Genomic DNA, 26,200 nt, shown 5'->3' on the forward strand with positions numbered 1-26,200 from the left:
GCCCGGCCAGGCCATACAGCAGCCTGTTAGAGGCGGCTTTCCAACTCAGGAACCGCCTCGAACAGATCCCCTACCAGACCGTAGTCGGCTACCTGGAAGATCGGCGCTTCCTCGTCCTTGTTGATCGCCACGATCACCTTGGAATCCTTCATGCCGGCCAAGTGCTGGATGGCACCGGAGATGCCCACGGCGATGTAGAGTTCCGGCGCGACCATCTTGCCGGTCTGACCCACCTGCATGTCGTTGGGCACGAAGCCGGCATCGACAGCCGCACGGGATGCACCCACAGCCGCGCCCAGCTTGTCGGCTACCTTGTTGAGCAGCTCGAAGTTGTCGCCGTTACCCATGCCACGCCCACCGGAGATCACCACAGAAGCAGCGGTCAGTTCCGGACGATCGGACTTGGCCAGCTCTTCGCCAACGAAGCTGACGTCAGCATGCTGATGCACGGAGCCGCAGGCTTCGATGGCAGCACTGCCACCAGTCGCTTCGGCCGCATCAAAGGCTGTACCACGCACAGTGATCACTTTCACCGCATCTGAAGATTTAACGGTCGCAATGGCGTTACCGGCGTAGATCGGGCGCTTGAAGGTATCAGGCGCTTCTACCCCACTGATATCGGACAGCTGATTGACACCCAGCAGCGCAGCCACTCGCGGCGCAACGTTTTTACCGGTTGTAGTGCCCGGCGCCAGAATGTGGCTGTAGCCGTCGGCCAGCTCCACCACCAGCTTGCTGACATTCTCGGCCAGCTGATGAGCATAGGCGGCATTGTCAGCAACAATCACCTTGCGTACACCGGCGATGGCAGCAGCTGCTTCGGCAGCAGCCTGAGCGTTTTCACCCGCTACCAGCAGGTCGATGTCGCCGCCGATCTGCTGGGCAGCGGTCACCAGGTTCAGAGTGGCCGGTTTCAGGGACTGGTTGTCGTGTTCGGTAATAATCAGAATGCTCATGCGACCACCTTCGCTTCGTTACGCAGTTTGTCCACCAGCTCCTCAACAGAGCTGACCTTGATGCCCGCCTGGCGTTCTGCCGGCGGCTCCACACCCAACAACTCAACACCGGCGGCCAGCTGGGCACCCAGCTCTTCCGGGGTTTTCACATCCAGCGGCTTCTTCTTCGCCTTCATGATGTTGGGCAGGGACGCGTAACGTGGTTCATTCAAACGCAGGTCGGTGGTCACCACCGCCGGCAGTTTCAGGCTCAGGGTCTGCAGGCCGCCATCGATCTCGCGGGTCACTTTCAGCGACTCGCCTTCCACGACCACTTCAGAGGCGAAAGTCGCCTGCGGACGGTCCATCAGCGCGGCCAGCATCTGACCGGTCTGATTGTTGTCGGAGTCAATCGCCTGCTTGCCCAGCAGGATCAGATCAGCCGACTCTTCCTCGGCCACCTTCTGCAGGATACGGGCAACAGACAGGGAATCCAGCTGCTCAGCGGCTTCCACCTGAATGGCACGATCAGCACCCAGCGCCAGCGCGGTGCGCAGCTGCTCCTGGCAGGACTTGCTGCCGATGGAAACGACCACCACTTCAGTCGCGGTGCCCGCCTCTTTCAGGCGCACGGCCTCTTCAACGGCGATTTCACAGAAAGGGTTCAGGGCCATTTTGACATTGGCCAGATCGACATCGGAACGGTCAGACTTGACGCGCACCTTGACGTTGTAGTCGATCACTCGCTTGACGGCTACCAGTACTTTCATTGTTATTACCTTTTGTCTGTTCGGCTGGAAAAGGAGGCCCTTGCGGGCCTCAAGGCTCACTCAGAGATCCTCTCACCAAGAAACTCAGTTCGAGACCACTTCCTCAGCCGCCTGCTTGCGCAGGAGGAAACGCTGGATCTTGCCACTGGAGGTCTTGGGCAGATCGGTTACAAATTCGATTTCACGCGGGAAGGCATGAGTCGACAGGCGATTACGCACGTGCTGCTGCAGCTCTTCCGCCAGCTTGTCGTCGGCATCGAACTGCGGATGGATCACCACGTATGCCTTGACGATAGCGCCACGCTTGTCGTCCGGCTTGCCTACCACCGCACTTTCCACCACCGCTTCGTGCTCCAGCAGGGTGCTTTCCACATCCGCCGGGCCGATGCGGTAACCGGCAGAGGCGATGATGTCATCATCACGGCCGGTGTAGGAGTGGGAACCGTCACCGTTACTGATCACCACGTCACCGGTCAGGTAGTACTTGCCGTGATACGGGCTCTTCTCGCCCCAGGTGTAGCCCTGGAAGAAGTACAGCGGCGAGTTTTCCATATCGATCGCCAGTTCACCGCTCTCGCCCGGGCCCACTTCGTTGAAGTTGGCATCCAGCGCCACCAGGCGGTAACCCGGCAGCTGGTAACCCATGCTGGCTTCGCGGAACTCGTGGTCCAGCTCATGGAAGTTGGCCGAGGTCATGCCGGTTTCGGTCTGACCATACTGGTCGCAGACCAGACAATCGAAGGCACGTTTTACCCAAGTCACGATCTCGGGGTTAAGCGGCTCGCCTGCACTGTTGGCGACGCGCAGATTGATCTCCGGGTAGTCCTTGAGCAGTGCATCATTGGCCTTCAGCATGCGATAGGCCGTCGGCGCTGCAGCCAGGTTGGTGATTTTGTACTTGCGCAGGAATTCGAAGGTGTTTTCAGCAGTAAAGCCCGCTTCATTAAAGTGGGTGGTACAACCCAGCAGCAGCGGTCCGGTTACCGCGTAATACAGGCCGTATGCCCAACCCGGGTCAGCCACGTTCCAGAAGTTGTCGGTCTCACGCAGGCCGATGGCATAACGCATGTAAACATAAAACGCCGACAGCGCCTTGGCCGGAACGGTCACACCCTTGGACTTGCCGGTGGTGCCGGAGGTAAACATCTGCAGGAAGGGATCTTCCGGACCGATCTTGACCGGCTCGAACTGGTCAGACTGCTGATCCAGCGTCTGGTGATACAGGAAGTCCGCTTTGCCAGCCAGCTCATCGCTGTCATCGGCCACCAGCATGGTGGTCGGCAGGCCCTTGACGCCTTCCAGCTTGGACCACTGATCCGTGTTGGTGATGATCAGCTTGGTCTGCGCCTTCTCCAGGCGGTACTCGATGGCGCCGGAACCGAAAGCGGTGAACAGCGGCTGATATACTGCACCGGCACGCATGGCGCCAAGCACGGCGATCAACAGTTCAGGTGTACGGGTCAGCAATGCGGCGATGCGATCGCCCTTGCCGATTCCCTGAGACTTGAGGAAGTTGGCGAACTGAGCCGAACGCAGCATCAGTTCCCGGAAGGTCATCTCGCCGCTGGTGCCATCGACCAGTTCGTACCGCAGGCCAACCTTGGCCGGATCTTCCGCCCAACGGTCGCAGATCTCCTCGCAGACGTTGATGCCTTCGTTAAAATCACCCACGAAGTTCTGTATGATGGACTCCGGCGTGAAGTCTTTGATGAAGTCGTTGTAGCTGATTTTGTCCATACTGAAACCTGTTTATTGTTCTAATGGGGCCCGCCACCTTCCTGTAATGTGGCACGCGCAGCAGCTGGTCAACGAACAAGGGAAATCCCTTATTCATCGCTTGTGAACGCAGGTTAATGCAATCCTTGGTGGCAACAGAATGACAACTTCCAACAGATAAATTGACATTTTTTGCAACGCTGAATTGTCGACAAAATCGCCCAAAACCCACATCTGGATTCTCTGGCCCGGCAGTCGTAATCATGAAGAACCTGACCTTCTCCTCCCACTATGCCCGTGCCGTTCTGCACGGTCCCCGGACACAAGGTCTTGATATCAATGCCCTGCTCGACGAATGCCAGATCGACCCCGACCTGATCAGCCAGCCCAAGGCTCGCATCCGTACCGGCCAGTTCATCCAACTGTTCCGCCTGGTCTGGCGCGAGCTGAATGACGAATTCATGGGGCGTACCTCAGCCCCCTGTCGTATCGGCCATTTTCATCTAATGGGTTCACTCGTGGTGCACAGCGCCAATCTGGAAGAAGTCATCCAGCAGAGCATTCGCTGTTATCAGCTGTTTTCTGAGGATATCGAGATTCAGCTGAATCTGGACGGTGATGAAGCCGAGTTGAGCCTGATCCACCACCGACCGGAACTGGATCCGGACAATTTCCTGACAGAGTGGTTACTGATGGTCTGGCATCGCCTGATCGGCTGGCTGATCGGGCGCAAGATCGTGCTCAGCCGGGCTCACTTCAGTCACCCGCTGCCGGCCCATTTCGACGAGTACCGTTTCATCTATCCGTGCAAGTGCCACTTCGAGCAGCCGCGCACCAGTATCTTCTTCAGCAAGAATTACCTGAGCATGCCGGTCACTCGAACCTCTGAGGAAGTGGACGAATTCATCCTCAGTTCGCCGCGCGACCTGCTGATCTGGACCGACGAGGATGACAGCCTGACCACGCGTGTACGCGGCCTGCTGGAAAATTTCGATGAAGGCGGCCTGCCCAACCTGGACTGGGTCTCCGAGCAGTTGCACACCACGTCCTATACCCTGTCGCGCAAGCTCAAGGCGGAAGGTACCTCCTATCAGGCGATCAAGGACAACCTGCGCCGTGACCAGGCGATCATCATGCTGACACGGCAGAACCTGAGCATCGGCGACATCTCCAGCCAGCTGGGCTTCGCCGAACCCGGCGCCTTCTCTCGTGCCTTCAAGCACTGGACCGGCGTCAGCCCCCTGGCCTACCGCAAACAGGAAGGCTGAGATTCGTCCAGCCCCAAGGGCCCGCTCAAAGCCAACCGGGTCACCCAATGCCCACAAGGCCATCAGGCTGTCATTTCAACTGACCAAGGTCATGCCTGTGCCATGCCCGCTCAGGCATAATCAAACATTCATTTAAATGCTGTAGCTAAACAGCTGCATTCTGCAGGCAGGAGGCCGGCCCGTTTGTTCAATCTGAAGTGCAAATTTCTTGATTTCACCTCCAAGAGCAGCATTTTATCGAGCATCCTGCTATTGGCACTATTTTCCTGGGCATCATTCTGGGTCTACACCCACATCACGATAGACACCACTGAAAAGGCGGTTGCAGCCCAGTTTCAGCAGCGGCTGCTGTACCGTTTTGACTCCGCCCTGAAGGCCATGGATCAACGTACCGCCGAGATCGAATACCAGGCCGGCACACTGGCCCGTCAACTGGTCACCACCAGCACACAGGAACAACAGCTCAATCTGCTGCAACAGGCACTGGAATGGTCTTCCGATCTGGCAGGTGTGGATGTGTTTGCAAACTGGCCCGCCAAACAGGCCAGCCACAGCCTGTATTCGGCTGGCCCGCTGTCAGGCTCCATCACTACAGCACCTTCATCACCCGCCTGGCTGCAGCAACTGCCCAATTCTTTCAACGACCCGATAACCGCCGGTAACCCCTGGTGGACGCCTGTCCATCGTCACCCAATCAGCAATGACCCGGTAATTACGCTCGTTCAGCCCATTCTTTCCGCCCAGGGACAGTTAACCGGATTGATCAGCCTGGACTGGAAAGTGGAAGCGATTCTGCAGCTGGCTGCCGAGGCCGAGACCACTCCAGGGACACTGGTATGGCTGAGCGACAGCAACAACTATCAGTTGGCCCGCAGCTATCAGGATCAACGCCAGAACTACGCCCAGGATGTGATGCGCAAAGCGCAGACTCAAACCCCGCAAGCAGTCTTCGTAACCGATTTCGAATTCCAGTCACTGGAGGTCGATCAATACCCGGTAACGCTATACTACTCACGCTCACAAAACGGGCTGAAGTTTTCGGTGGCCATCCCTCAGGTCGATCTCGATACACCTTTGACAGCCCTGAAAGACAGCAGCCGCACCTACCTCTTTGCGCTTACCGCCGTCCTCCTGGTACTGACTTTGCTTGGCCTGTTCAGTCTCGTGCCAACACTGCGCAACATGCGTCTGTCCGACCGCGATAAGCTGACAGGCCTGCCCAACCGGCTTTGCCTGCTACAGGACCTGGAACGGGAAAGCGCCGTCAGCCTGATTTTGATCAACCTGGACCGCTTTCGCGAGGTCAACAGCCTGTTCGGTGATGACTGCGGCGATCTGATCCTGAGGGAAGTCGCCCTGCGTCTGCAATCGTTCATGTCCAGCGACGAAAACAAAGGCGGCAGGCTCTACCGTGTCAGTGGCGATGAGTTCGCCCTTTCACTGCCACGCCGACGCCCCGAGCTGGTGCAGGTTCAGATGGAGCAGATCCTGGGCTGTGTACGCCAGACGCCCATTTTCTGGCAGAACCACGAGATCGGCCTGAGCGCGACCGTGGGTGCAGCGGTACCCTGGATCGAAGCACCGAAAGAACACAGCCTTTATATCCATGCCCGAGAGGCACTGCGTGAGGCACGCACGAAAGGACTGCACTGCCGTGTCTACGACGGCTCCGAACCACTGGAGCAAGAGTTTGAACATAACCAGAAATGGGCCGGCAAACTGCGTGATGCCCTGAATGCAGAGGGGCTCGTCGCCTGGTTTCAGCCGATCCTGAACAACACCACCGGCCGCATCGACAAATATGAATGCCTGGTACGCATGCTGGACAGCAACGGCGAAGTGGTCAGCCCCGGCAAGTTCCTGGGTGTCGCCGGCAAACTGCGCCTTGAAGGGCATATCACGCGTGTCATGGTAGAAAAGTGCTTTGCCCGTTTCGCCGATTCGCCGATGCAGTTCTCGATCAACCTGTCCTACAGCGACCTGCAGCAAAAAGAGCTGACCGACTTCATTCTGCAGCGGCTGGATGAAACCGGCGTTGGCCCCCGGGTCATCTTCGAGTTGCTGGAGTCGGCCAATATCGAAAACTACGATCAAGTGAGAAGCTTCGTTGATGAGGTCAAGCAACGCGGCTGTCGCATCGCCATCGATGATTTTGGCACTGGCTACTCTAACTTCGAGCACCTGCTGCAGCTGAAAGTCGATTTCATCAAGATCGATGGCAGCCTGATTCGCAACCTGGACAAGGATCCGAATTCACGCCGTGTCGCGCGCGGTATCGTCGGCCTGGCACGCAGCATGAAGATCGAAACCGTAGCGGAATACGTCCACTCCCCGGCGATCCAGATGGAGGTACTGCGCCTCGGCATCAGCTTCTCCCAGGGTGAGCTGATCGGCATGCCAGCGCCAGAACTGCTGGTGCGGGTACCCAAGGAACTGACCAAGCTGTCTTACTCGGGTCGCAATCAGGCAAGAAATACAATGCGGGTGTAAACAAATCAGCCGCGCCGGAGGTTTGCCGGCGCGGCTGATGAACAGGCAGGCGCTCAGGCCATGCCGTGAATCTCTTTCCAGTTACCCGGATAGACGGCATAGAAGATACGGGCCTGATCACCTTCGTATTTCAGCTCGGTACCTTCAGGCACCCAGATGATGTCACCCGCCTCACCTTCCAGCACCCCGTCGTTGGTGACCAGGCGGAAAACGCCGTCGATCACGTAGATCACTTCGTCATACAGCACTGTCCAGCTGATGGAGCAGGCATCAAAATGGGCTACACCGGCCCCCATGGTGGCGCTCAGGTCGGTACTCACGGCACGGGCCACGCCGGCGTCGCCGGGAGGGCCGCCACGGTGCATGTAGGTCAGGCTGCTGCCCTTGATCAGTTTTGCGGACATGGTTTTCTCCATTTACAGGGTCGAACAATATTTAAACTTCGGAACGGCTTCTGAAACGTTCAAAGGCCAACCGCATGGGCACGCCTATGCGCAGTAACGGTTTGGGTGGCAGACGCGACGGATTGCCAGACACGGTTTGCATATCACGCAGCAAATCACTTCTGCGGCCACAGGCCATATCCGCCAGCATCATGCCGGAGATAGTGCCGCGCGCAGCGCCCACGCTCTGGTCACAGCAGGATGCAAAGATATTGGTTTCCAGCTCACCGAAGTAGGTCTCGAAATTGCCGGAAAGACCACTGGCACCACCCCAGGTGTACTCGAACTCCACATCACTCAACTGCGGGTAACGCTCGTCGAAGGCCTCACGGTGACGACCGGTAATTTTGGGGATCAGCTCCTGCGGCGTGTTGTAGTCATGGGCGTAGCGATAGGAGTTGCGCACGATCAGGCGACGGTCCTGGGTCATGCGCAAGGTAGTACCGCCGTGGTCCGCCGGGGTGATGCCCCAGTCGAGCTGACCGCCGTAGCGACGCAGCTGCTCATCGGTCAGCGGCGTGGTCATGCTGGCAAAGGTCATGATCGGCAGAATGCGATCGGCCATATAACCCAGCTCGGCAGTAAAGATGTTGGTGCCAAGAATCAGCTGGCGACACTGAATCCGAGCCTTGTCGGTTTTCAGTTCAAACCCGAAGTGGGTGCGCTTGATCGAGGTGACGGCGGTGCGCTCGGCAATACGGACGTTGTCCGGCATACTGTCGGCCAGGCCTCGCATCAGCGCGGCAGGCTGCATCAGGGCACCGCCCGGCGTATGGATCGCGGCCGAATAGAAGTCGGTACCAAACACCGACTGCATCTCCTCTCGGCTCAGGCGGTGGTACTCTTCCCCGCCCTTCTGCAGCAACTGCTCGTAGTGATCCAGATGCTTGCGGCCGCGGGGGCCTACCGCCGCCTGGTACTTACCGGCATGGGACCACTGGCAATCGATATTGAAGCGCTCGATCTGGGTTTCCAGATACTCCACCGCCACCCGGTTGAGCCGAACGATCTTCTGCTTCAGCTGCTCGTCGTTGCTCTCCAGATCACGCTTGTGCGGCTGGTCGATAACGAAACCGGAGTTGCGACCTGACGCCCCCTGACCGATCTTCAGCGCATCGATCAGCAGCACCTCGGCATCGGGACGGTTCTCAGCCATCCGGCGCGCCGCGGCACAGCCGACAAAGCCACCGCCAATCACGACCACGTCGACCTGCGTATCGTCTCTCAATGCAGGAAAATCGGATACATCTTCAAGCTGCTCATACCAACCGCAACGGCGGTCATACCGGGGAAGAATCATTATTGTAATACTCGGCTCAAGGGGTTCAGATACAGGCGCTGCATCAGCACACTTCATGTATCCGATTATTGCACCAGGCATTAATTTATCTACAATAAAGAACGATATTGAGCCAATCTAACAATATTCATAAGAACAACTAATAATGAATACCTCTCCGCTGATCGATACCCATGCCCTGGCCTGTTTTGTCTGCATCGCCGAATCCGACTCGCTGACCGATGCCGCCCAGCGGCTCAATGTCACCCAGTCCGCGGTATCGCAAACGCTCAAACAGCTGGAAACCCAGCTGGGCACTTCACTGGTGATTCGGCGCACGCGTCCGCTGCGACTCACCGCCGCCGGGCAGATGCTCAAACAGCAGGCGGATACCCTGCTCGGCGATCTGCGCCGGCTGACCAGCCGTGTCCGCGGAGCCGCGCACCAGGGCCTGATCCAGTGCCGGCTGGGGCTGGTCACCTCCTGCTCCGAGGTGTTTGGCAGCCGCCTGATCGCACAGATGGATGACCGCATCGAGCAACTGACTCTGAGAAGCGGCCTGACGCCACCGCTGCTACAGTCCTTTCTCAACCGGGAAGTGGATATTCTTGTGTCCAACGACCAGCTGGAGGAGATAGACGGGCTCGAACGTTACCCCCTGTTCAGGGACCCGTTGCTGCTGGCGGTACCGGAAAGCTTCAACTTTGACGAGCGCCTGCCATCACGGGAGGCGCTGACGGCTCTGGCGCTGCAGCACCCCTTGATCCGCTACGGACGCAACACCCATATCGGCGCCATGACCGAAGTAGCACTGAGGCGCATGGGACTGTTGGCGCAAGTTCGATACGAAACCGACGACACTCATACACTGATGCGCTTTGTGCAGGATGGACACAGCTGGGGCATCATCAGCGCCCTTTGCCTGGCACAGGTAGCCCCGCATACCGAGGGCATCCGCCTGCTGCCACTGGACAACAACCGCCACGCCCGTCACTTGCACCTGCTGGCACGTCAAGCGGAGCTGGGTGATATTCCCGCCGAGATCGCCGCGCTGATCCATCAGCAGATGATCGGGCCAGTACTCCAGGATCTGCAGCGAAGCGCTCCCTGGCTACAGGCAGAAGTGCTGCAACCCGAGTGCTGAGTAGCTTACTCGGGGGCGTCGCTGGCGACCTGCTCGGCCGCCACCAGCTCCAGCAGCCAGGCACGGAACTCATCCACCCCCGGCTTGCGCCTGAAGGTCATGTCCGGTTCCAGCATATAGAAGCAGGCCTCGGTGTTGAGCTCGGTCGCCACCGGCTTGACCAGCAGACCACTGTCCAGATAGTTGCAGATCAGCTGCTCCCAACCCAGAGCTACGCCCTGACCATTCAAGGCCGCCTGGATCAGCATCGGATAGTTGTTCAGGTTCAGTCGACGTTTGGGTGGCGCCGGCTTGAGTTCAACCTGCTGAAACCACTCCGTCCAGCCCAGCCAGTCCTTGCCTGAATCCAGCCAGAGCAGCGTGCTCGAGAAGATATCTTCAGGCTGTTCCAACGCCAGCCGCTCCAGAAACTGGGGGCTGCACACCGGGAATACCCGCTCGCGAAACAGCGGCGTGGCGACCATGTCCGCCGGCGGCTTGCGATAGTAGAACAGCGCCACATCGAACTCGGAGGGCCGCACACCCTTCAGGGTATCGTTGGCAAAGATGCGCACATCGATATCCGGGTGGCGATCCTGAAAATCCGCCAGACGTGGCAACAGCCAGAGCGAGGCCATGGCATTGGAGGTCACTACGGTGATCTGCTTGTTGTCCTGCCACTGCAACACTTCCCCTGTGGCGTTGGCCAGCAACTGCAGCGACTGCTGCACACTGAAAAAGTAATCCTCACCGGTCTGGGTCAGCGACAGGCTGCGCTTGTCACGCAGAAACAGCGACCGCCCCAGGTAATCCTCCAGATGACGAATCTGACGACTGATCGCCCCCTGGGTAACGCTCAACTCGATGGCAGCTTGGGTAAAACTCAGATGTCGGGCGGCAGACTCGAACGCCACCAGACTGTTCAAGGGGGGAAGAGGCTTGATCTTCAACGGCAGACCTCGGTGTACTTTGTAATCATTATAATAACGAGAGGCCCGACTAGCGGGCCTCTGAGGATGTAGCATTATAGTTTGCTCAGCGAGCTGGATGCCACTTCCTGTTAGCGATCACCACTGGCTCTTAGCAGTACCGGCGCGGGTTCCGCCTGCAGTTGAGCCGGCAGGAACTCATCCGCACCTTCTGGCTCAGGCTGGGGTACCGGTTGGCGAACCGGTGACAGCGGCAGTCCAAGCTCTTCCTGTCGCAGCGCTTTCATCAGCGAGATGCACATAATCAGCGTCAGGACGGCGATTGGCAGACCGGCAGCGATAGATGCTGTCTGCACCGCCTTCAGGCCGCCCGCATAGAGCAAGCCACCGGCAATGAACGCCTGCATCACACCCCAGATCACACGCAAGACCATCGGTGGTTCGGGACTGCCGCGCGAATTCAGCGTACAAAGCACCAGCGTGCCCGAGTCCGCGGAAGTGATGAAGTAGGTCGCCAGCAACAGCACCACCATCATGCTCAGCATCTGTCCCAGGAAACCGTCATCGATTTTCTCGAACAGTGTGAACACGGCAGAGGTGGTTTCAGCCTTGGTCGCCAGCAGCACGTCGCCGCCCTTGAACTCGGCCGCTTCGCCAACCAGCACTCCGGATTCCACCTGCGCCTGATGCGCCAGACGATCATTCTGCTCCATCTTCAGTGCAGAGCCGCCAAACACGGACATCCAGATAAAGGTCACCACGGTCGGCACAATCAGTGCGCCCATGATCAGTTCACGGATGGTACGGCCACGGGAGATACGGGCGATGAACATGCCGACGAAAGGTGACCAGGTCATCCACCAGGGCCAGTAGAAAGCGGTCCACCAGTTCTGCCAGCCACTGTCATCCTGGGCGTCGCTCCAGGTGCTCAGCGACACGATATTACCCAGATAGTCACCGGTGCCTTCGATCAGTGTATGCAGGATATAGCGGGTCGGACCGACCGCCAGCACCACCAGTACCAGCAGAATCGACAGCAGCATGTTCCACTCGGACAGCAGGCGAATGCCACGGCCGACACCTGACAGCACTGACAGAATCGCCAGGAAGCTGATCAGGCCGATCATCATCAGCTGATTACCTACGCTGATATCGATGCCGAGCACATTATTCAGACCGGAGTTCATCTGGATCACGCCCAGCCCCAGTGACTGGGAGACACCAAAGGCAGTGATCGCAACGGTCAAGATATCGACGGCATGACCGATGGGGCCGTAAATGCGATCACCAATCAGCGGATAGAGCACCGAACGCATGGTCAGCGGCAGCCCCTTGCGATAGGAAAAGTACGCCATCACCAGTGCCACGATGATAAAGATCGCCCAGGGATGCAGCCCCCAGTGGAAGAAAGTGATGCGCATCGCCGTCTGGGCCGCTTCGTTGCTCAGCCCCGTCTCGGCGAAAGGGTTGCCGGCGTAGTGCCACATCGGCTCGGCCACCGACCAGAAGATCAGACCGATACCCATACCACCACTGAACAGCATCGCCAGCCAGGAGCGGTAACTGAATTCAGGGGTTTCGTCGTCCCGCCCGAGGCGGATATGCCCAAAACGGCTCAACATCAGCCAAACCAGCAAGCAGAGGACGCCGCTAACAAGGCTCAGGTAGAACCATTTGAAGTTGTTGAGGATGCTGTCAGACACCTGCTGGAAGAAAGCACCCGCTTCCTTCGCCATCAGGCCACAGAAGATCACGAAGCCAATCACCAGGATCTTGGAAATCACGGTGACCGTGGGATCGATGCCCCGCACAAGGCCGGAGTCGTGTTTCATTGGGTCGTCTCCATCTAATTATTATTGTCTGCACCCGGCTGATGCCGGGCGCTGCCACCGAAAAAACCTGGGGTTCACCGGCAACGACCACATGCGTGCAACATGCAGTGGAGGCAATCCTGCTGAAATTATTGATCTGCATCAAACTAATTTTGCGAATGGTTTGATGAGCTTTGGTAATAGGTTGAGTTTCCAGCCACATCTTTACGCAACTGCACAACATGACTCCCGGAGAGGTCATGAGTTTTTGTAATGACCCAGGGGCGCAAAAATCGTTTGTGACAAATCCGTGTCTATCCCAATATCCGCTCCACAGACAGGGGCATTTTCTTGAGCCCCGTCAATGAAACCAGCTTTTTACAAACACCTATGCCTCAGTGGCGGAATGTGGAGAGACACCATGACAATAAAATCTCACATCATCCCAATGGAAACCCTGGACGACGTACGCAAGCCTCTGGCTGAAGCCAAGGGTATGCCGAATGCGGTCTATACCGAAGATGCCATGTTCGAGCTGGAGCGCGACGAAGTACTGGGCAAAACCTGGGCTGCTCTGGGCTATGCCACTGACCTGCCGAGCAACGGCTTTGCCAAGCCTGTCGACTTCATGGGCCTGCCGCTGGCGATCATGCGCAACCGCGACGGTGAATACAAGGTATTCCACAACGTCTGCAGCCACCGCGGCATGATCATGCTGACCGAAGAGACCGAAGTGGAAGGCATGGTACGTTGCCCGTACCACTCCTGGACCTACGACCTGAACGGCAACCTGAAAGGCACCCCGCACATCGGCGGCGTGGGCGTACACAAGGCGGAAGGCTTTGCGTGCGAGAAGCATGGTCTGCGTGAAGTGCGTTCCCACGTCTGGGCCGGCATCGTCTTCATCAACCTGTCTGGCGACGCCAAGCCGTTCGAAGAGCACATCGAGCCGCTGGTCCAGCGCTGGAGCGAGTTCTGCGGCAAGGACGGCTGGGACAAGCTGACCATCGCGCCAACAGGAAGCCAGATGCAACTGGAAGTGAAGTGCAACTGGAAACTGGCGATCGAGAACTACTGTGAAGCCTACCACCTGCCGTGGGTACACCCGAGCCTGAACACCTACTCGCCGCTGGATCAGCACTACAACCTGATCGTCAACGACGACATGTCTGGCCAGGGCAGCTACAACTACAACCTGTCCGATGTCGCCGGCACCCGCCTGCCGCGTTTCCCGAGCTGGCCGCAGGACCGTCTGCGTCACGCCGAGTACGTGTCTCTGTACCCCAACGTGATGCTGGGCATGCAGGCTGACCACTTCTTCGCCATCATCCTCGAACCGAAGAAGAAGGATCTGACCAACGAGAACCTGCGCCTGTTCTACGTCGGTGAAGAAGCCTCTGGTGACGAATACGCCGCCTGCCGCCACTCCCAGCTGGAAGCCTGGAAAGTGGTCTTCGGTGAAGACGTCTTTGCCGTTGAAGGCATGCAGGCAGGCCGCAAGTCCCCGGGCTTTACCGGTGGCGTGTTCTCGCCGGTACTGGATGGTCCGACCCACCACTTCCACACCTGGGTCGCCAACAAGTACGCCGACATCAATAACGACTGATCCATGACGGGACCGACCTGGCTGCGCGCCGGGTCGGCCACTGACGGACGAAGGACAGAATTATGCTGAACAACGAAAACCACTGGCTCAACTTCATCGGCGGTGAATGGCGCGACAGCGCAACCCGCATCGAAGTTCGCGACCCCTCTACCGACACCGTTTTCGCCACCATTGCCAGCGCCACGCTGGATGATGCCGAAGATGCCATTCGCGCCGCTCGCAAGTGCGTCAAAGCGGGTGCACTCACCCGCCAGCGCCCGGCCCGTCGTGCCGAACTGATGTACCGTATCGGCCAGGAGATCCGCAAGCTGGTCGAAGAAGGCGCTGTACTGGCGTCCCGCGAAAACGGCAAATCCGTCAACGATGCCCGTGATGAATTCGAAGAAGCCGCGCGCTACTTCGAGTACTACGCCGGCATGACCGACAAGATCGAAGGCAAGTCGATCCCGTTGGGTGAAGACTACATCGACTTCACAACTTACGAGCCTCAGGGAATTTCTGTACAGGTCGTGCCCTGGAACTTCCCGGTCTCCATCTGTGCCCGCTCCCTGGCCCCGGCCCTGGCCGCCGGCAACGCCGTGATCGTCAAGTCACCGGAGATCTCTCCGCTGGCGATCACCCTGCTGGCCACCGCCTGCGAACGTGCTGGCCTGCCCAAGGGCGCACTGAGCGTGTTGGCTGGCCCCGGTCGCAAGATTGGCGCCGCGCTGGTATCCCACAAGGAAACCAACCAGATCGTGTTCACCGGCTCCGTGCCGACTGGCCGCTCCATCATGCGCGATGCCGCCGAGAACTCGGTTCCCTGCGTCATGGAATTGGGTGGCAAGTCTGCCGCAGTCGCTTTCCCGGACGCAGACCTGGATCAGCTGATCAGCAGCGTGCGCTGGGGCATTTTCTTCAACGCCGGGCAGGTATGCTCCGCCATGTCGCGCCTGCTGATACACCGCGACATCTATGACGAAGTGGTGGGCCGTGTTGCCGAACTGGCCACCGGCCTGAGCATCGGTGCCGGCAAGGACAACCCCGACCTGACCCCGGTGGTGTCCATGCAGCAGCGTGACGGCATCCTCAAGATCTGTGATGAAGCCGTAGAAGACGGAGCCCGTCTGGTCTGCGGCGGCGGTGCCGTCGAAGGCCTGCCCGGTGCTTTCGTACAGCCGACCGTGTTTGCCGATGTGACCACCGAGATGCGCCTGTTTACCGAAGAGGTATTCGGCCCGGTGATCGCCCTCACGCCGTTCGACACCGAAGAGGAAGCTTACGAACTCGCCAACGCCACCGACTACGGTCTGGTTGCCGGTGTGTTCACCCAGGATGTCAGCCGCGCCATGCGTGCCTCCCAGGCACTGGACGCAGGCCAGGTATTCGTCAACGAATGGTTTGCCGGTGGCATCGAAACGCCGTTCGGTGGCAACCGCCTCTCCGGCTACGGCCGCGAGAAGGGTCAGGAAGCCCTGTACAGCTATGTACGTACCAAAAACGTAGCCATCCGCGTCGCTCGCTAAGAGCAGACAACTGCAATTGTAAAAAGGGTGCCGCCATCGCGGCGCCCCTCCCTAATAAGAAAAGGTGGGCCCAATCATGAAAAAGTGGTTATGTGTCGTTTGCGGACTTATTTATGACGAAGCCAAGGGTTGGCCAGCCGACGGCATCGCTCCCGGCACACGTTGGGAAGATGTCCCTGAAGACTGGAAATGTCCCGACTGCCTGGTCGGCAAGTCTGATTTTGAAATGATGGAGATCCGCCAGGACCTGAAAGTCGAGGTTCCGGTCATCGACATCGCCGCTCAGCAACCGCCGATCGTCATCATCGGCACCGGTTACGCCGGCTACGGTCTGGCCGAAGCCCTGCGCCAGCGCGATGCCCAGACTCCGATCGTAATCTTTACCGCAGACGACGGTCACAACTACTCCAAGCCGGGCCTGTCCACCGCCCTCACCCGTGATAAGGCGGCGGCCGAACTGGTGACAGAAACACCTCTGTCCATCGAAGCCCGACTCAATATCCGCATCCACACCCGTTGCCCGGTGTACAGCATCGATGCGAAAAACAAGACTCTGTCCACCGCCTCCGGTGAGCAAAGCTACAGCAAACTGGTTCTGGCCCAGGGTGCAGCCCCGATCCGCCTGCCACTCAATGGTGATGGCGCTGATGACGTGATCAGTGTGAATGATCTGCAGGACTACCGCCTCTTCCGCGAACGTCTGCAAGGCCGCAAGCGCGTCAGCATCATCGGCAATGGCCTGATCGGCTGCGAATTCGCCAATGACCTGGCCAATGCCGGTATCGAAGTCGACGTGATCGGCCTGTCCGCCTGGTCGATGGACCGCCTGATCCCGCAGGCCGTGGGCGAGCAGCTGCAAAGCCGATTAGCAGACAAGGGCGTGCGCTGGCACCTGAGCACCACCGTTGCCTCGGTTGAGCGCGAAGGTGAAGGCTACCGCCTGACACTGGAAAACGGCGAGCAGATCGAATCCGACCTGGTACTCTCCGCCGTGGGTCTCAAGGCCCGTACCGAACTGGCTGCGGCGGCCGGTGCTGAAGTCAATCGCGGTATCAAGATCAATGGTGGCCTGAGAACCACCCTGCCGGACGTCTTCGCCATCGGAGACTGCGCCGAGATCAATGGCCAGCTGTTGCCCTACCTGGCCCCGATCAACGCCGCCCTGCCGGCACTGGCCGATTGCCTGCTGGGCCGCCCGACCATGGCGCATTACCCGCTGATGCCGGTAATCGTTAAAACCCCCGCCTGCCCGCTGACGCTGCAGGCACCCGCCGCTGATCTGGATGGTGATTGGCAGATCGAACAGACCGATCGCGGCACCAGGGCCCTGTTCATCGACGCTCAGCAACAGCTGCAGGGCTTTGTGCTCACCGATGAACTGGGCAGTGAACGTCAGTACTGGCTGGACCGCATTGGCGGTCCGCTGGAACAGGTGGCGTAACCGTTATACCTGTCTCTTCCCCGACGCTGGAAGCGTTGTTCTTTGCCAGTCAGCCGCAAGGCTGACTGGCGTTTTTGTTTCTGTACCTTTCACCCTGCCTGTCACCTGACACCCACAGGTGAACAGCTTTGTCTTTTCGCGCCGGCCTGGCTTAAGATGGAGCCATGACGACCTCAATCGCCTTTGTACCCACTGCTCAAGTCCGGGCACGATCACTCACCGGCTTTGCCGAACTGGTCATGCGCTGTGGCGGCGATCCCGACACGCTGCTGCGTGCCTCAGGCATCCGTCCGGAACTGCAGGATGAGCTTGATGCCCCGCTGGCACACGCACAGGTTGCGCAGCTGTTTGAACGGGCGGCGGCAGAGTTGCAGGTAGACGACTTCGGTTTACAGCTGGCCGAAATTCAGGGCCTCGATGTGCTGGGTCCTGTAGCCGCAATGGCACGCAATGAGCCTACGGTGGCCGAGGCGCTTGATGCCATTCATCGTCACCTGGCCTACATCAGCACCAATGCGGAAATGGTGGTAAATCCTGAGGCTCAACCCGGACAGGCCGCCATCTTCTACACGATGAATCTGCCGGAATCTGTCCCCCACCGGCAAAAATCGGAACTCAGCTTCGCGATCACCCTGAACCTGCTCAAGCTGCTGGCTCCGACCCAGGACTGCAGTGACTGGGTCCTCCACTTCCGGCACACAACCGGCCTTAGCCTGGACAAATACCAGCGCCGCTTTGGTTGCCGGGTCAAGCTGGGGCAACCAGTGGAAGGGCTGTATTTCCCACAGACGCTTTTGCAGCAAAGCATCGACTCTGCCGACCCCGCACTGGCACAACAGATAGAGCGCTATGTCACTCACATCGTGCGCCGCTATCCGCTGGATATCAGCATGCAGGTCTGTACCCTGCTGGAGCAGCAACTGGTATCGGGAAAATGCACCCTGAAGAACATCGCCGGGCAATTGATGATGTCACCCCGCAGCCTGCAGCGCAGACTGAAACAGCAGGATATCACCTTTGACGAGATCGCCGACGGGCTGCGCCGTCAGCGTGCCGAGAACCTGTTGTGCCATTCGGACGAACCGCTCGAGTCGGTGTGGAGCCTGATCGGCTACACCGAAGCCAGCACCTTCAATCGAGCCTGTCGGCGCTGGTTCGGCCAAACCCCGCTGGCATTCCGGAAAGCCTTCCGGAACACCAGCGGGAATACTGAATCCTCAGCAGCGATGCCGTGATCAGTCCAGCAGTCCGCCGGTCGCCTGCTTGAGGAACTCGCGGGTGACCTCTCCGTGCGGTGACATGATCAGGCCCAGGTTGTTGTCCTTGGCCACTTCCACACAACCGCGCGGGTTGGAGAACTCGCGGAAGCCTTCCACCCCGTGGTGACGGCCCATGCCGCTCTTGCCCACGCCGCCAAAGCCCATGCTTTCCTGCGCGCCCTGCAGCCCCGCCGCATTGACACAGAAGCCGCCAGATGAGGTGTTCATGCGCAGCTTGTCCACCAGCTCCTGCTGGTCAGAGAAGATGTAGATTCCCAGCGGACGATCACCTGACTGAATCGAGCCGATCACCTGGTCGAATTCGGTATAGGTGTAGATCGGCAGAATCGGCCCGAACACCTCATTTCGATCCAGCAGAGAGTCCTGTTCCGGATTGATCACCAGCGTCAGCGGCATGCGGGAAGCGGTGCTTTCATCACCACGCTGGGCCGCGCTGCCCACCTCAATAATCGCGGTGTCTCGCTGACGCGCATCATCCAGGTAGCTGCCCAGACGGTCGAACTGACGGGTGTTGATTATCGAACAAATCTGCGGCGCCTGAGTGTAATCACCCACGCTGTTTTCAACGAAGTCCTTGATCAGGTTTACGAAGCGATCCACGGAGCCGGCCGGTACGTAGCAGTGGTCTACATTGATACATACCTGACCATTCTTGGTCATCTTCATGCCCATCATGGTACGGATGTTTTCCGGCGTCAGCGCTTCTTCGGTGAACACCGTCGGGTTCTTGCCGCCCAGTTCCAGCGTCACCGGCACCAGGTTTTTCGCCGCATTGACCATCACCTCACGACCGATGGCAGTGCTGCCGGTGTAGAGCAGATGGTCCCACTGTAGGGTGCTGAAGTGCTTGGCCAGGTCAATACCGCCATTGACGACGGCCACACGGTCGCGATCAAAAGTGGCACCGATGATCTCTTCCAGTACTTCACCCACCGCCGGGGTCTGCTCAGAGGGCTTGATGATCGCACGGTTACCGGCGGCCAGCATTTCGCACAGCGGGCCAACGGTCAGCTCAACCGGGAAGTTCCAGGCCGGCATGTTGCCGATCACGCCCTTGGGCTGATACTCGATGTAGGCCTTGGAGCTGCCGTAGATATGCGGTTCCATCTCGCGATAGTCGCGCGCGGTCCACTCTTCCAGCTTGTTTGCAACATACTGAGCGCGCCCGGCGATGCTGACCACATCATGCGCGTAGGTCATCAACTCCGGGTGGTAACCGTAATCACTGTTAAGGGCTTCTGCCAGGCGCTTGGCATTGCCCAGCACCATGCCCGGAATCGCCTGCAGCAGCTCGCGGCGCTCAGCAAGCGTCGGGTACGGGTCTTTGAGGTAGGCAGCTTTCTGCTGCTGGAAAACGTCTTCGAGTTGCACAATGGCAGCGTGATCAGCGTGTGTCATCTCAACCTCTCAATTGTTATTCGTATGGGGGGATCGGACATAAACCGAGCCAGAGTCCCATTATTGATGCTGAAATACGCTGCGTATTGTCTTTTGGCGCCATATTGCCTTTGAATGTTCGCGCCCCCGATGCCACTGCCCGTTCAGTGCGATCGTGCAAACGGCTCCCCTCCTGCTACATGTTCTCCCGGGTAAGACGGCAAGGCAGTAATCAGCCATCCGTTTTGACCAATGACAGAAAATGACGACTAACGGCCTATCAATATATAAATCTCAATAAACAACCCGTTCTTATTAAAACCATTAGAAATCCTAATACAGGCCTAAAAGCATTTATCCGTCGGAACCAATTATTAATAATTGATGACGCCCCCAGGGTGAATAACCCGACGTATAACAATAAATATTTCCTGTACTGGAGTTTCCTCAATGAAATTGAAATCCGCCTGCCTTGCGCTGTCCACACTGGCACTGGTTCCCTTCTCGGCTCAGGCCGCCGAATCCGAATACGATTACAACTTTTACGGTAGCCTGAGGGTGATGGTCGAAGAGGCCAAGCATGACAACGGCGACAGCTTCAAGGACGCGGTCAGCCGCATCGGCGTCGAGGGTTCCCATAACCTGGGCGACGGCATGCAGGCTTTCGCCAAGTACGAACTAAGCGTGGATGTAGCCGAAGGTGAACTGGGCTCCGATACCGGCAAGGATGCACGCCAGGCCTATATCGGCCTGTCCAGCGACTACGGCAGCCTGATGCTGGGCCGCTACTGGTCCAGCTTCTACAATGCCGTCGGCTACGCTGGCGACCAGCTCTGGGTCCATTCGTCACCGGTGTACTACACCCTGGACTGGGACTACCGCATCGGCAAATCAGTGATGTACACCAGCCCCGAGATGAACGGCGTGCAAGTGTCCGCGCTGTACAGCGACGAACGTGAACAGGGCCAGCTCGCCGCGACTTGGCAGGCCACCGACAGCCTGAAACTGGCCGCCGGTTATATCGATGATGCCGACAACAACGATTCCGTTGGCCTGGCCGCCTACTACACTGGCAGCGGCTACTACCTGAACGCCATGCTGATGGACAAGGACAACCAGGGCCGCGGTATCGACCTGATCGGCGGCATCTCCGCCGAAAAGCACCTGTACACCGCCGGCGTCTCCAGCTTTGAGGACCGCTCCGGCACCGATAACGACTTCGACGCACTGATTCTGGCCTACCAGTACAATCTGCACCCGAAAGTTAAGCTGTGGGTGGAAGCCAAGGCCTGGGACGGTGTGCTGTACGGTGTTGAAGATTCAAACCTGATCGCGCTGGGCATGAATTACGATTTCTGACCCGGCAGATTGAACGGCTCAACACCCCACGCCCTGCCTTACCCCTTCGGCGGGGCCGGGGTGTCGAGTTCATTGCGCTCAAACTTAACCGACCTTCCAAATACTTTAAAACCCTTGGCACTCCGGATATAAAGAGCTGCCTGCCAAAATGCGGCCATTCATAACCCGACAGAAGATAGTGCGGCACTTCTTCCCTTTATAACCCCTGCATCCAGAACCGGCTTAACTGCTTGGCGGAAATACCCGGAGCAGCCAGCTGAGGTTCAGGCTGGCCTCCAAAAATCCCCTGCGCCAACTGTCTGCCAATGGCCTGGGCTGCGGATGTTTTGGCGATACGCTGTTGGTAAAAGTCGATCAAAGCATTTTCCAGCTCGCCTTGCTCTTCCAGAAGCCGTGCAAGATGCCAAGCATCTTCCAGCGCCTGACAGGCCCCCTGCCCTGAAGTCGGCAAAGGCGCATGGGCCGCATCGCCAATAATGACAACATTGTCGCGGTGCCAGTAGGGCAAAGGATCCAGATCATGCACAAAAATACGGTTAAGCGACGCCTTTTCATAGGAACTCAGCACGCTTCTCACCGGGGCTGGCCAGCTTGAAAAGCGCTGATGCATCTCGTCGTACCAAGCGGATACAGACCTGTCTTGATCAAGGTCGGCGCGCCAGGCTGCGGCCCAATAACAGACGCCTGACGTGACCGGCACAATGCCAAAACGCTCGCCGAGGCCGCGAACATCATGAATGACATTATCCAAAATGCCCTCACCCAACCGGCTGATCCCGATGATATTAATGAAGCCCTGATAACAGGGGCTCACCTCTTGCGGGTATAACGTCTGGCGCACCACCGAGTTCATGCGCCCATCGGCGCCCACCACCAGATCAAACTCTTTCTTGAACCCATCGATATCCTGCGACGTCATTGAGCGTCCAAAGTGTATTTCTACGCCCAAATCATCTAATGCCCTGGCCAATATGCCCATAAGATCACGACGCATTATAGTCACACTGGGGAAACCGCTCAGTAGACTCACTTCCCCGATATCAAACTCGCCCTGCCGGACACCATGCTGATCGAACTGGCGCATAAAACGGGGCATGCCACCCACCCGCTTGATTTCGTCTTCCAGTCCCAGCCGATGCAGCACAAACATGGCATTGGGCCACAGGGTCACCCCGGCCCCCATGGAGGAGACTTGGCGACCCCGCTCATACAGGCTCACCTGAAAGCCCTGCCTTGTGGCGAATATCGCCAACACCATCCCGGCAACGCCTGCACCGACAATGGCAATACGCTTGCTGCTGTTCATCTTCCCTGCCTCGATAATTGAATTCAACAGGGATTGTCACAAGACCATTATTCAGGATAAACAGGCTATTATTGCGTTGATAATCCCGTTTTATGAGTGAATTAATGATTGAGAAAGTCGAACTTCAATGGCTGCTGAGCTTCCAGGCCGTGTATGAGCAACTGAGCTTCAAACGGGCTGCCGAGCAACTTCAGTTACCGACATCGAATGTCAGCCGCCATGTGGCCTTACTGGAGCAGCAACTGAATCTGCGGTTACTGGAGCGCACAACGCGCAAGATGATTGCAACCGCCGCCGGCAAGCAGCTCTATCAGTCCATCACGCCACTCACTCAGGCAATGAATGATGCACTGGAAGAGGTCTCTCTGCAGGGTGACGCCCTCTCCGGCCACCTGAAAATCATCATGCCGGATCTCCCCTTCCTGGCTGAGATCATCGCGGACTACTGCCGCCGGTATCCGCAGATACAACTCAGTTGTGATACCCAGCTCAATCCAACGGAAGGCTTGTTGGATGGCTTCGACCTGGTATTGCGTTTTGGCCGTGGGCCACTGGAAGATTCCGGCTGGGTCGCCAAGGAAATTCTGCGCTGGCCAAGCTGCATAGTGGCTGCGCCACAACTGCTTGAACAGCACTCAATGCCACGTTCGTTGCATGATCTGGGGAAGGTCCCCTGCATCACCAGCCTGTCGGTACTACAGGGCATGCCCTGGCGATTCAAAGGGGATCAAACCCTTCAGGTTCAGTCCGGCTACAGGGTCAACAGCGGCCACATGGCCAAAGCCGCCGCACTGAAAGGGCTGGGTTTCGCCATTTTACCCCGGCATGCCTGCCAGGCGGACATCGATAGCGAAGCCCTTATCGAAATTGATCTTAACTGCGAACCGGAAGATCTGGTGTTATACGCGTTTTATTCGGGCAGAAAATACCCGCTTGAGAAAGTGAAAGTGTTTTTGGAACACCTGCAATCGGGAATGATTGAGCTGAATGAAGAAGCGGATCGGGTGGCGCTGTCGATTGATTGATGTCCCCGCGTACGACAGGTGTTCAGACAGCACATGCGCCACCGCCAGCGTTACATGGCCGCAGAGATCCACCTCGGCTGCAGGAGTCAACCAGCTCAGAGCAAAGCGATCATCCTCTTGCTTGACCTCTTCGCAGGCGCGGGGTGTTGAATATGTTCATCTCCATGACTCGCCAGATCGGCCTTTTGGGTGGCTTCCCACCCATTCCAGATGGCCGCATGTACCTTTTTCCGCCGATTCTTGCCCGCCAAACCAAAGCCGACCGGCCCAAACAAAACATAACCTTTTGATTCTTATACAAAGTAACTTTCAGCTACACGGTCATGGCACACCAATTGCTACCAAAGTCGAACCTCCAACGATAATAAGAGTGCAGGTAAGTCCATGACAAAATCGATCAGTCACAAGATCGCAGGTTGCTTTTTACTGACGCTGGCCGTCCTTCTTGCTACCGGGCTCTATGCCCAGAACGGTGTTACTTCGGTGCGTGACACTCTTGAACAGATCGCAGGCGATGTCTGGCGTGCAGCTGACAATGCTTCATCCCTGAACCTGAATGTAAACCAGGGCACAGGACAGCTGGAACGAAGCCTTGCCTACCAGGAACCGATCCCGCCCCTGCATCTTGAGCAGGTCGATCAGCACCTTTCCATCGCCTTGAACGCACTTGAGCAGCTTAAAACCGGTCATTACCAGCGCGAGAGTCAGGCGCTGGCCCCCTTGATGACAGATCTAAAGCAACTGAAAAGCGAAGTGATCGATCAGCACCAGGCGTTTGTCAGTGATATTGAGGCCAGCCAGGCTACAGCAGCTCAATTCCAGAAGTTCATGAGACGACTCGGCTTTTACGGCAACTTCCAGATTTCAAGCCTTGAGGATGCCTTTCAGCGTAATCGCATCACCTCCTGGAGCGGCGATGTGGATGAAAAATGGAACTTTGTACTGGCCACCTACAAGGCCCGCATCGCCTTTGGTGACAGTATCCGTTCGTTGCAAGCGCAGCTGCAATCGTCCAACCCGGACCAGCTCACCAGCAGGGTGCAGGACAGTCTGGAGAGACTGACCACAGAGCTGCACGAAATCATCCGCTCACCACTGGCCGAAAGCAGCATCAACGGCGGCCCCTGGAAAGGCATAAGCTACGCCCAGGCCGCAGAGACATTGCTGGGCCGGCACCAACAAGGGGTTAAACGGATACAGCAGCGTCAACGCGACTTCCTGAATACCCGCAATCAACTGCTGTCACTGGTCTCACAACTGGAACAGCATACCTCCGACCTGCGCACTCAGCTGAACAGCGAAATGAGCATTCAAACCGAGCAGGCAGTACAGCAGACCAACCGGCTCAACACGACCCTGCTGTTAAGCCTGCCTGCCGGCATTGGGCTCACCCTGCTGGCCATCTGGCTCTGCTTCCGCATCGTGATTCAGCCCGTTAAACAGGTCAGCGCCAGCATGGCCGAGATTTCTTCCGGCACGGCCGACCTGAGTGTTCGCCTGCCGGTAAAGGGCAAGGATGAAGTGGCCCAGCTGGCCGAAAACTTCAACCGTTTTGTCGCCCGCATCTCAGACACTGTCAAACTGGTGGCCAACAGCAACCAGCAGTTGGTGAAAACCGCGGAACACCTGAAGCAGAATGCTGAAGCAACATTGATGTCAGTAGAACAGCAAAATCAGCAGAGTACACAGGCCGTAACCGCCATGGCGGAAATCAACGATACCGTAAACAACATTGCCGCAAACGCCAGCGAGGCGGCACACTGCAGCGATACGATTCAAAACAGCGCTACCTGCGGGCGTGAACTGGTAGACCGCAACCGAAGAGCCACCGAATACCTGGCCAGGGAGATTCAGTCTGCCACTGACGTGATCAGTCAACTGGCCGACGAAAGCAGCCGTGCCGGCTCCATTCTGACCGTGATCAGCGGCATCGCCGAGCAGACCAACCTGCTGGCGCTTAACGCTGCAATTGAAGCCGCGCGCGCCGGTGAGCATGGCCGCAGTTTTGCCGTCGTCGCCGACGAAGTGCGCCAGCTGTCACAGAATACCCAGCAGGCGACCGGGGAGATCAGCAATCTGCTGGACGCACTGCAGATAAAAGCCTCAGATGCCGTCACCGCGATGCAGAAAGGCCAGACACAGGCCGCAGAAAACGTAAGCCTGTCGGAGCAGGTGCACCAGCAGATCGAAAGCATTGCCGCCGATATAGACCAGATCAACCAGCTCAACCTGCAGATCGCCACTGCCACTGAAGAGCAGGCTCAGGTCACCACGCTGACCCATAACAACCTGGAGCAGATTGGCCTGGCTGCCAGTGAAACTGCTCGCTCAGCCAGAAGTAACACCGACTTCAGCATCCAGCTGGAACAGCAGGCCGCGGAGATGAAAAAAATGCTGGTCCAGTTTGGCACCTGAAAGGAGTAACAAAACGGGCAGGTCGACAGCCCCGTACGCGTAGCCCCCTGTTCGGCCCAGGCACCCGAGTACGATTACAACTTATACAGCAGCCTGAAACTGGCCCGCCAGTACAACCTGCC

Annotated in this window: 19 protein-coding genes and 2 pseudogenes; 11 read left to right on the top strand and 10 right to left on the bottom strand. The window is 57.9% G+C overall.

Annotated elements, in window-relative coordinates:
- Window positions 1-26 precede the first annotated feature (26 nt).
- The 3 genes from ABD013_RS16140 to ABD013_RS16150 all read right to left on the bottom strand — a co-directional run bounded on the left by ABD013_RS16140 (window position 27) and on the right by ABD013_RS16150 (window position 3,442).
- Complete coding sequence (locus ABD013_RS16140; protein ID WP_343808302.1) at window positions 27-956, bottom strand: electron transfer flavoprotein subunit alpha/FixB family protein; 930 nt, start codon at window positions 954-956, stop codon at window positions 27-29.
- Complete coding sequence (locus ABD013_RS16145; RefSeq protein WP_343808305.1) at window positions 953-1,705, bottom strand: electron transfer flavoprotein subunit beta/FixA family protein; 753 nt, start codon at window positions 1,703-1,705, stop codon at window positions 953-955. The genes ABD013_RS16140 and ABD013_RS16145 overlap by 4 nt, the downstream gene beginning before the upstream one ends.
- A gap of 84 nt (window positions 1,706-1,789) precedes the next feature.
- Window positions 1,790-3,442 carry an AMP-binding protein gene (locus tag ABD013_RS16150; protein WP_343808308.1) on the bottom strand — a complete coding sequence of 551 codons (1,653 nt, stop codon included), beginning with the start codon at window positions 3,440-3,442 and terminating at the stop codon, window positions 1,790-1,792.
- Window positions 3,443-3,684: 242 nt separating this feature from the next.
- Between ABD013_RS16150 and ABD013_RS16155 the strand changes: the two genes are divergently transcribed.
- Both ABD013_RS16155 and ABD013_RS16160 read left to right on the top strand, forming a co-directional pair.
- Complete coding sequence (locus tag ABD013_RS16155; RefSeq protein ID WP_343808311.1) at window positions 3,685-4,689, top strand: AraC family transcriptional regulator; 1,005 nt, start codon at window positions 3,685-3,687, stop codon at window positions 4,687-4,689.
- Between the two features lie 183 nt (window positions 4,690-4,872).
- Entirely contained in the window at window positions 4,873-7,179 is a 2,307-nt protein-coding gene (locus tag ABD013_RS16160) for an EAL domain-containing protein (RefSeq protein ID WP_343808314.1), read from the top strand.
- A 53-nt stretch (window positions 7,180-7,232) separates the two neighbouring features.
- On the opposite strand, the gene ABD013_RS16165 is transcribed toward ABD013_RS16160, so the two are convergent.
- Together ABD013_RS16165 and ABD013_RS16170 are read right to left on the bottom strand one after the other, a co-directional pair.
- Complete coding sequence (locus ABD013_RS16165; RefSeq protein ID WP_343808317.1) at window positions 7,233-7,583, bottom strand: cupin domain-containing protein; 351 nt, start codon at window positions 7,581-7,583, stop codon at window positions 7,233-7,235.
- A gap of 31 nt (window positions 7,584-7,614) precedes the next feature.
- A complete protein-coding gene (locus tag ABD013_RS16170; protein WP_343808320.1) occupies window positions 7,615-8,922 on the bottom strand; it encodes an NAD(P)/FAD-dependent oxidoreductase in 1,308 nt (435 codons plus the stop codon).
- Window positions 8,923-9,067: 145 nt separating this feature from the next.
- Between ABD013_RS16170 and ABD013_RS16175 the strand changes: the two genes are divergently transcribed.
- A complete protein-coding gene (locus tag ABD013_RS16175; RefSeq protein WP_343808323.1) occupies window positions 9,068-10,045 on the top strand; it encodes a LysR family transcriptional regulator in 978 nt (325 codons plus the stop codon).
- Between the two features lie 5 nt (window positions 10,046-10,050).
- Here ABD013_RS16175 and gcvA read toward each other — a convergent pair whose 3' ends face one another.
- Window positions 10,051-10,974 (bottom strand): transcriptional regulator GcvA, encoded by a 924-nt coding sequence (gcvA, locus tag ABD013_RS16180; RefSeq protein WP_343808326.1) that lies wholly within the window; start codon window positions 10,972-10,974, stop codon window positions 10,051-10,053.
- A gap of 110 nt (window positions 10,975-11,084) precedes the next feature.
- Window positions 11,085-12,785 carry a BCCT family transporter gene (locus ABD013_RS16185; RefSeq protein ID WP_343808329.1) on the bottom strand — a complete coding sequence of 567 codons (1,701 nt, stop codon included), beginning with the start codon at window positions 12,783-12,785 and terminating at the stop codon, window positions 11,085-11,087.
- Between the two features lie 400 nt (window positions 12,786-13,185).
- Here ABD013_RS16185 and ABD013_RS16190 point away from each other — a divergent pair, with 400 nt between their 5' ends.
- From ABD013_RS16190 to ABD013_RS16210, 5 genes and pseudogenes are all read left to right on the top strand, one after another.
- A complete protein-coding gene (locus ABD013_RS16190) occupies window positions 13,186-14,370 on the top strand; it encodes an aromatic ring-hydroxylating oxygenase subunit alpha (RefSeq protein WP_343808332.1) in 1,185 nt (394 codons plus the stop codon).
- A 62-nt stretch (window positions 14,371-14,432) separates the two neighbouring features.
- On the top strand, window positions 14,433-15,875 hold the full coding sequence (locus tag ABD013_RS16195; protein ID WP_343808334.1) for an aldehyde dehydrogenase family protein: 1,443 nt from the start codon (window positions 14,433-14,435) through the stop codon (window positions 15,873-15,875).
- A 76-nt stretch (window positions 15,876-15,951) separates the two neighbouring features.
- A pseudogene (locus tag ABD013_RS16200) lies at window positions 15,952-16,113 on the top strand (rubredoxin); the annotation flags it as partial.
- Complete coding sequence (locus ABD013_RS16205) at window positions 16,105-17,316, top strand: FAD-dependent oxidoreductase (protein ID WP_343808492.1); 1,212 nt, start codon at window positions 16,105-16,107, stop codon at window positions 17,314-17,316. The pseudogene ABD013_RS16200 and the gene ABD013_RS16205, both read left to right, overlap by 9 nt.
- A 164-nt stretch (window positions 17,317-17,480) precedes the next feature.
- Window positions 17,481-18,551 (top strand): AraC family transcriptional regulator, encoded by a 1,071-nt coding sequence (locus ABD013_RS16210; RefSeq protein WP_343808337.1) that lies wholly within the window; start codon window positions 17,481-17,483, stop codon window positions 18,549-18,551.
- Here the strand turns inward: ABD013_RS16210 and ABD013_RS16215 are convergent, their stop codons facing one another.
- Window positions 18,552-19,994, bottom strand: a complete 1,443-nt coding sequence (locus ABD013_RS16215; protein ID WP_343808340.1) for an aldehyde dehydrogenase family protein — start codon at window positions 19,992-19,994, stop codon at window positions 18,552-18,554.
- A 429-nt stretch (window positions 19,995-20,423) separates the two neighbouring features.
- Between ABD013_RS16215 and ABD013_RS16220 the strand changes: the two genes are divergently transcribed.
- Window positions 20,424-21,332: a porin gene (locus tag ABD013_RS16220; protein WP_343808343.1), complete on the top strand. Its 909-nt coding sequence runs from the start codon at window positions 20,424-20,426 to the stop codon at window positions 21,330-21,332.
- A gap of 196 nt (window positions 21,333-21,528) precedes the next feature.
- On the opposite strand, the gene ABD013_RS16225 is transcribed toward ABD013_RS16220, so the two are convergent.
- The gene (locus tag ABD013_RS16225; protein ID WP_343808346.1) at window positions 21,529-22,638 is read right to left on the bottom strand and encodes an FAD-dependent monooxygenase; all 1,110 of its coding nucleotides are present in this window, start codon (window positions 22,636-22,638) and stop codon (window positions 21,529-21,531) included.
- A gap of 104 nt (window positions 22,639-22,742) precedes the next feature.
- Here ABD013_RS16225 and ABD013_RS16230 point away from each other — a divergent pair, with 104 nt between their 5' ends.
- A complete protein-coding gene (locus ABD013_RS16230; protein WP_343808349.1) occupies window positions 22,743-23,663 on the top strand; it encodes a LysR family transcriptional regulator in 921 nt (306 codons plus the stop codon).
- A gap of 9 nt (window positions 23,664-23,672) precedes the next feature.
- Here ABD013_RS16230 and ABD013_RS16235 read toward each other — a convergent pair.
- Window positions 23,673-23,774 (bottom strand): annotated as a pseudogene (locus tag ABD013_RS16235) (PhzF family phenazine biosynthesis protein); the annotation flags it as partial.
- A gap of 273 nt (window positions 23,775-24,047) precedes the next feature.
- Between ABD013_RS16235 and ABD013_RS16240 the strand changes: the two are divergent.
- Complete coding sequence (locus tag ABD013_RS16240; RefSeq protein WP_343808352.1) at window positions 24,048-26,078, top strand: methyl-accepting chemotaxis protein; 2,031 nt, start codon at window positions 24,048-24,050, stop codon at window positions 26,076-26,078.
- The last annotated feature ends 122 nt before the right edge of the window (window positions 26,079-26,200 follow it).

Origin of the sequence: Marinobacterium maritimum (assembly GCF_039523155.1) — a bacterium.
Taxonomy (GTDB): domain Bacteria; phylum Pseudomonadota; class Gammaproteobacteria; order Pseudomonadales; family Balneatricaceae; genus Marinobacterium; species Marinobacterium maritimum.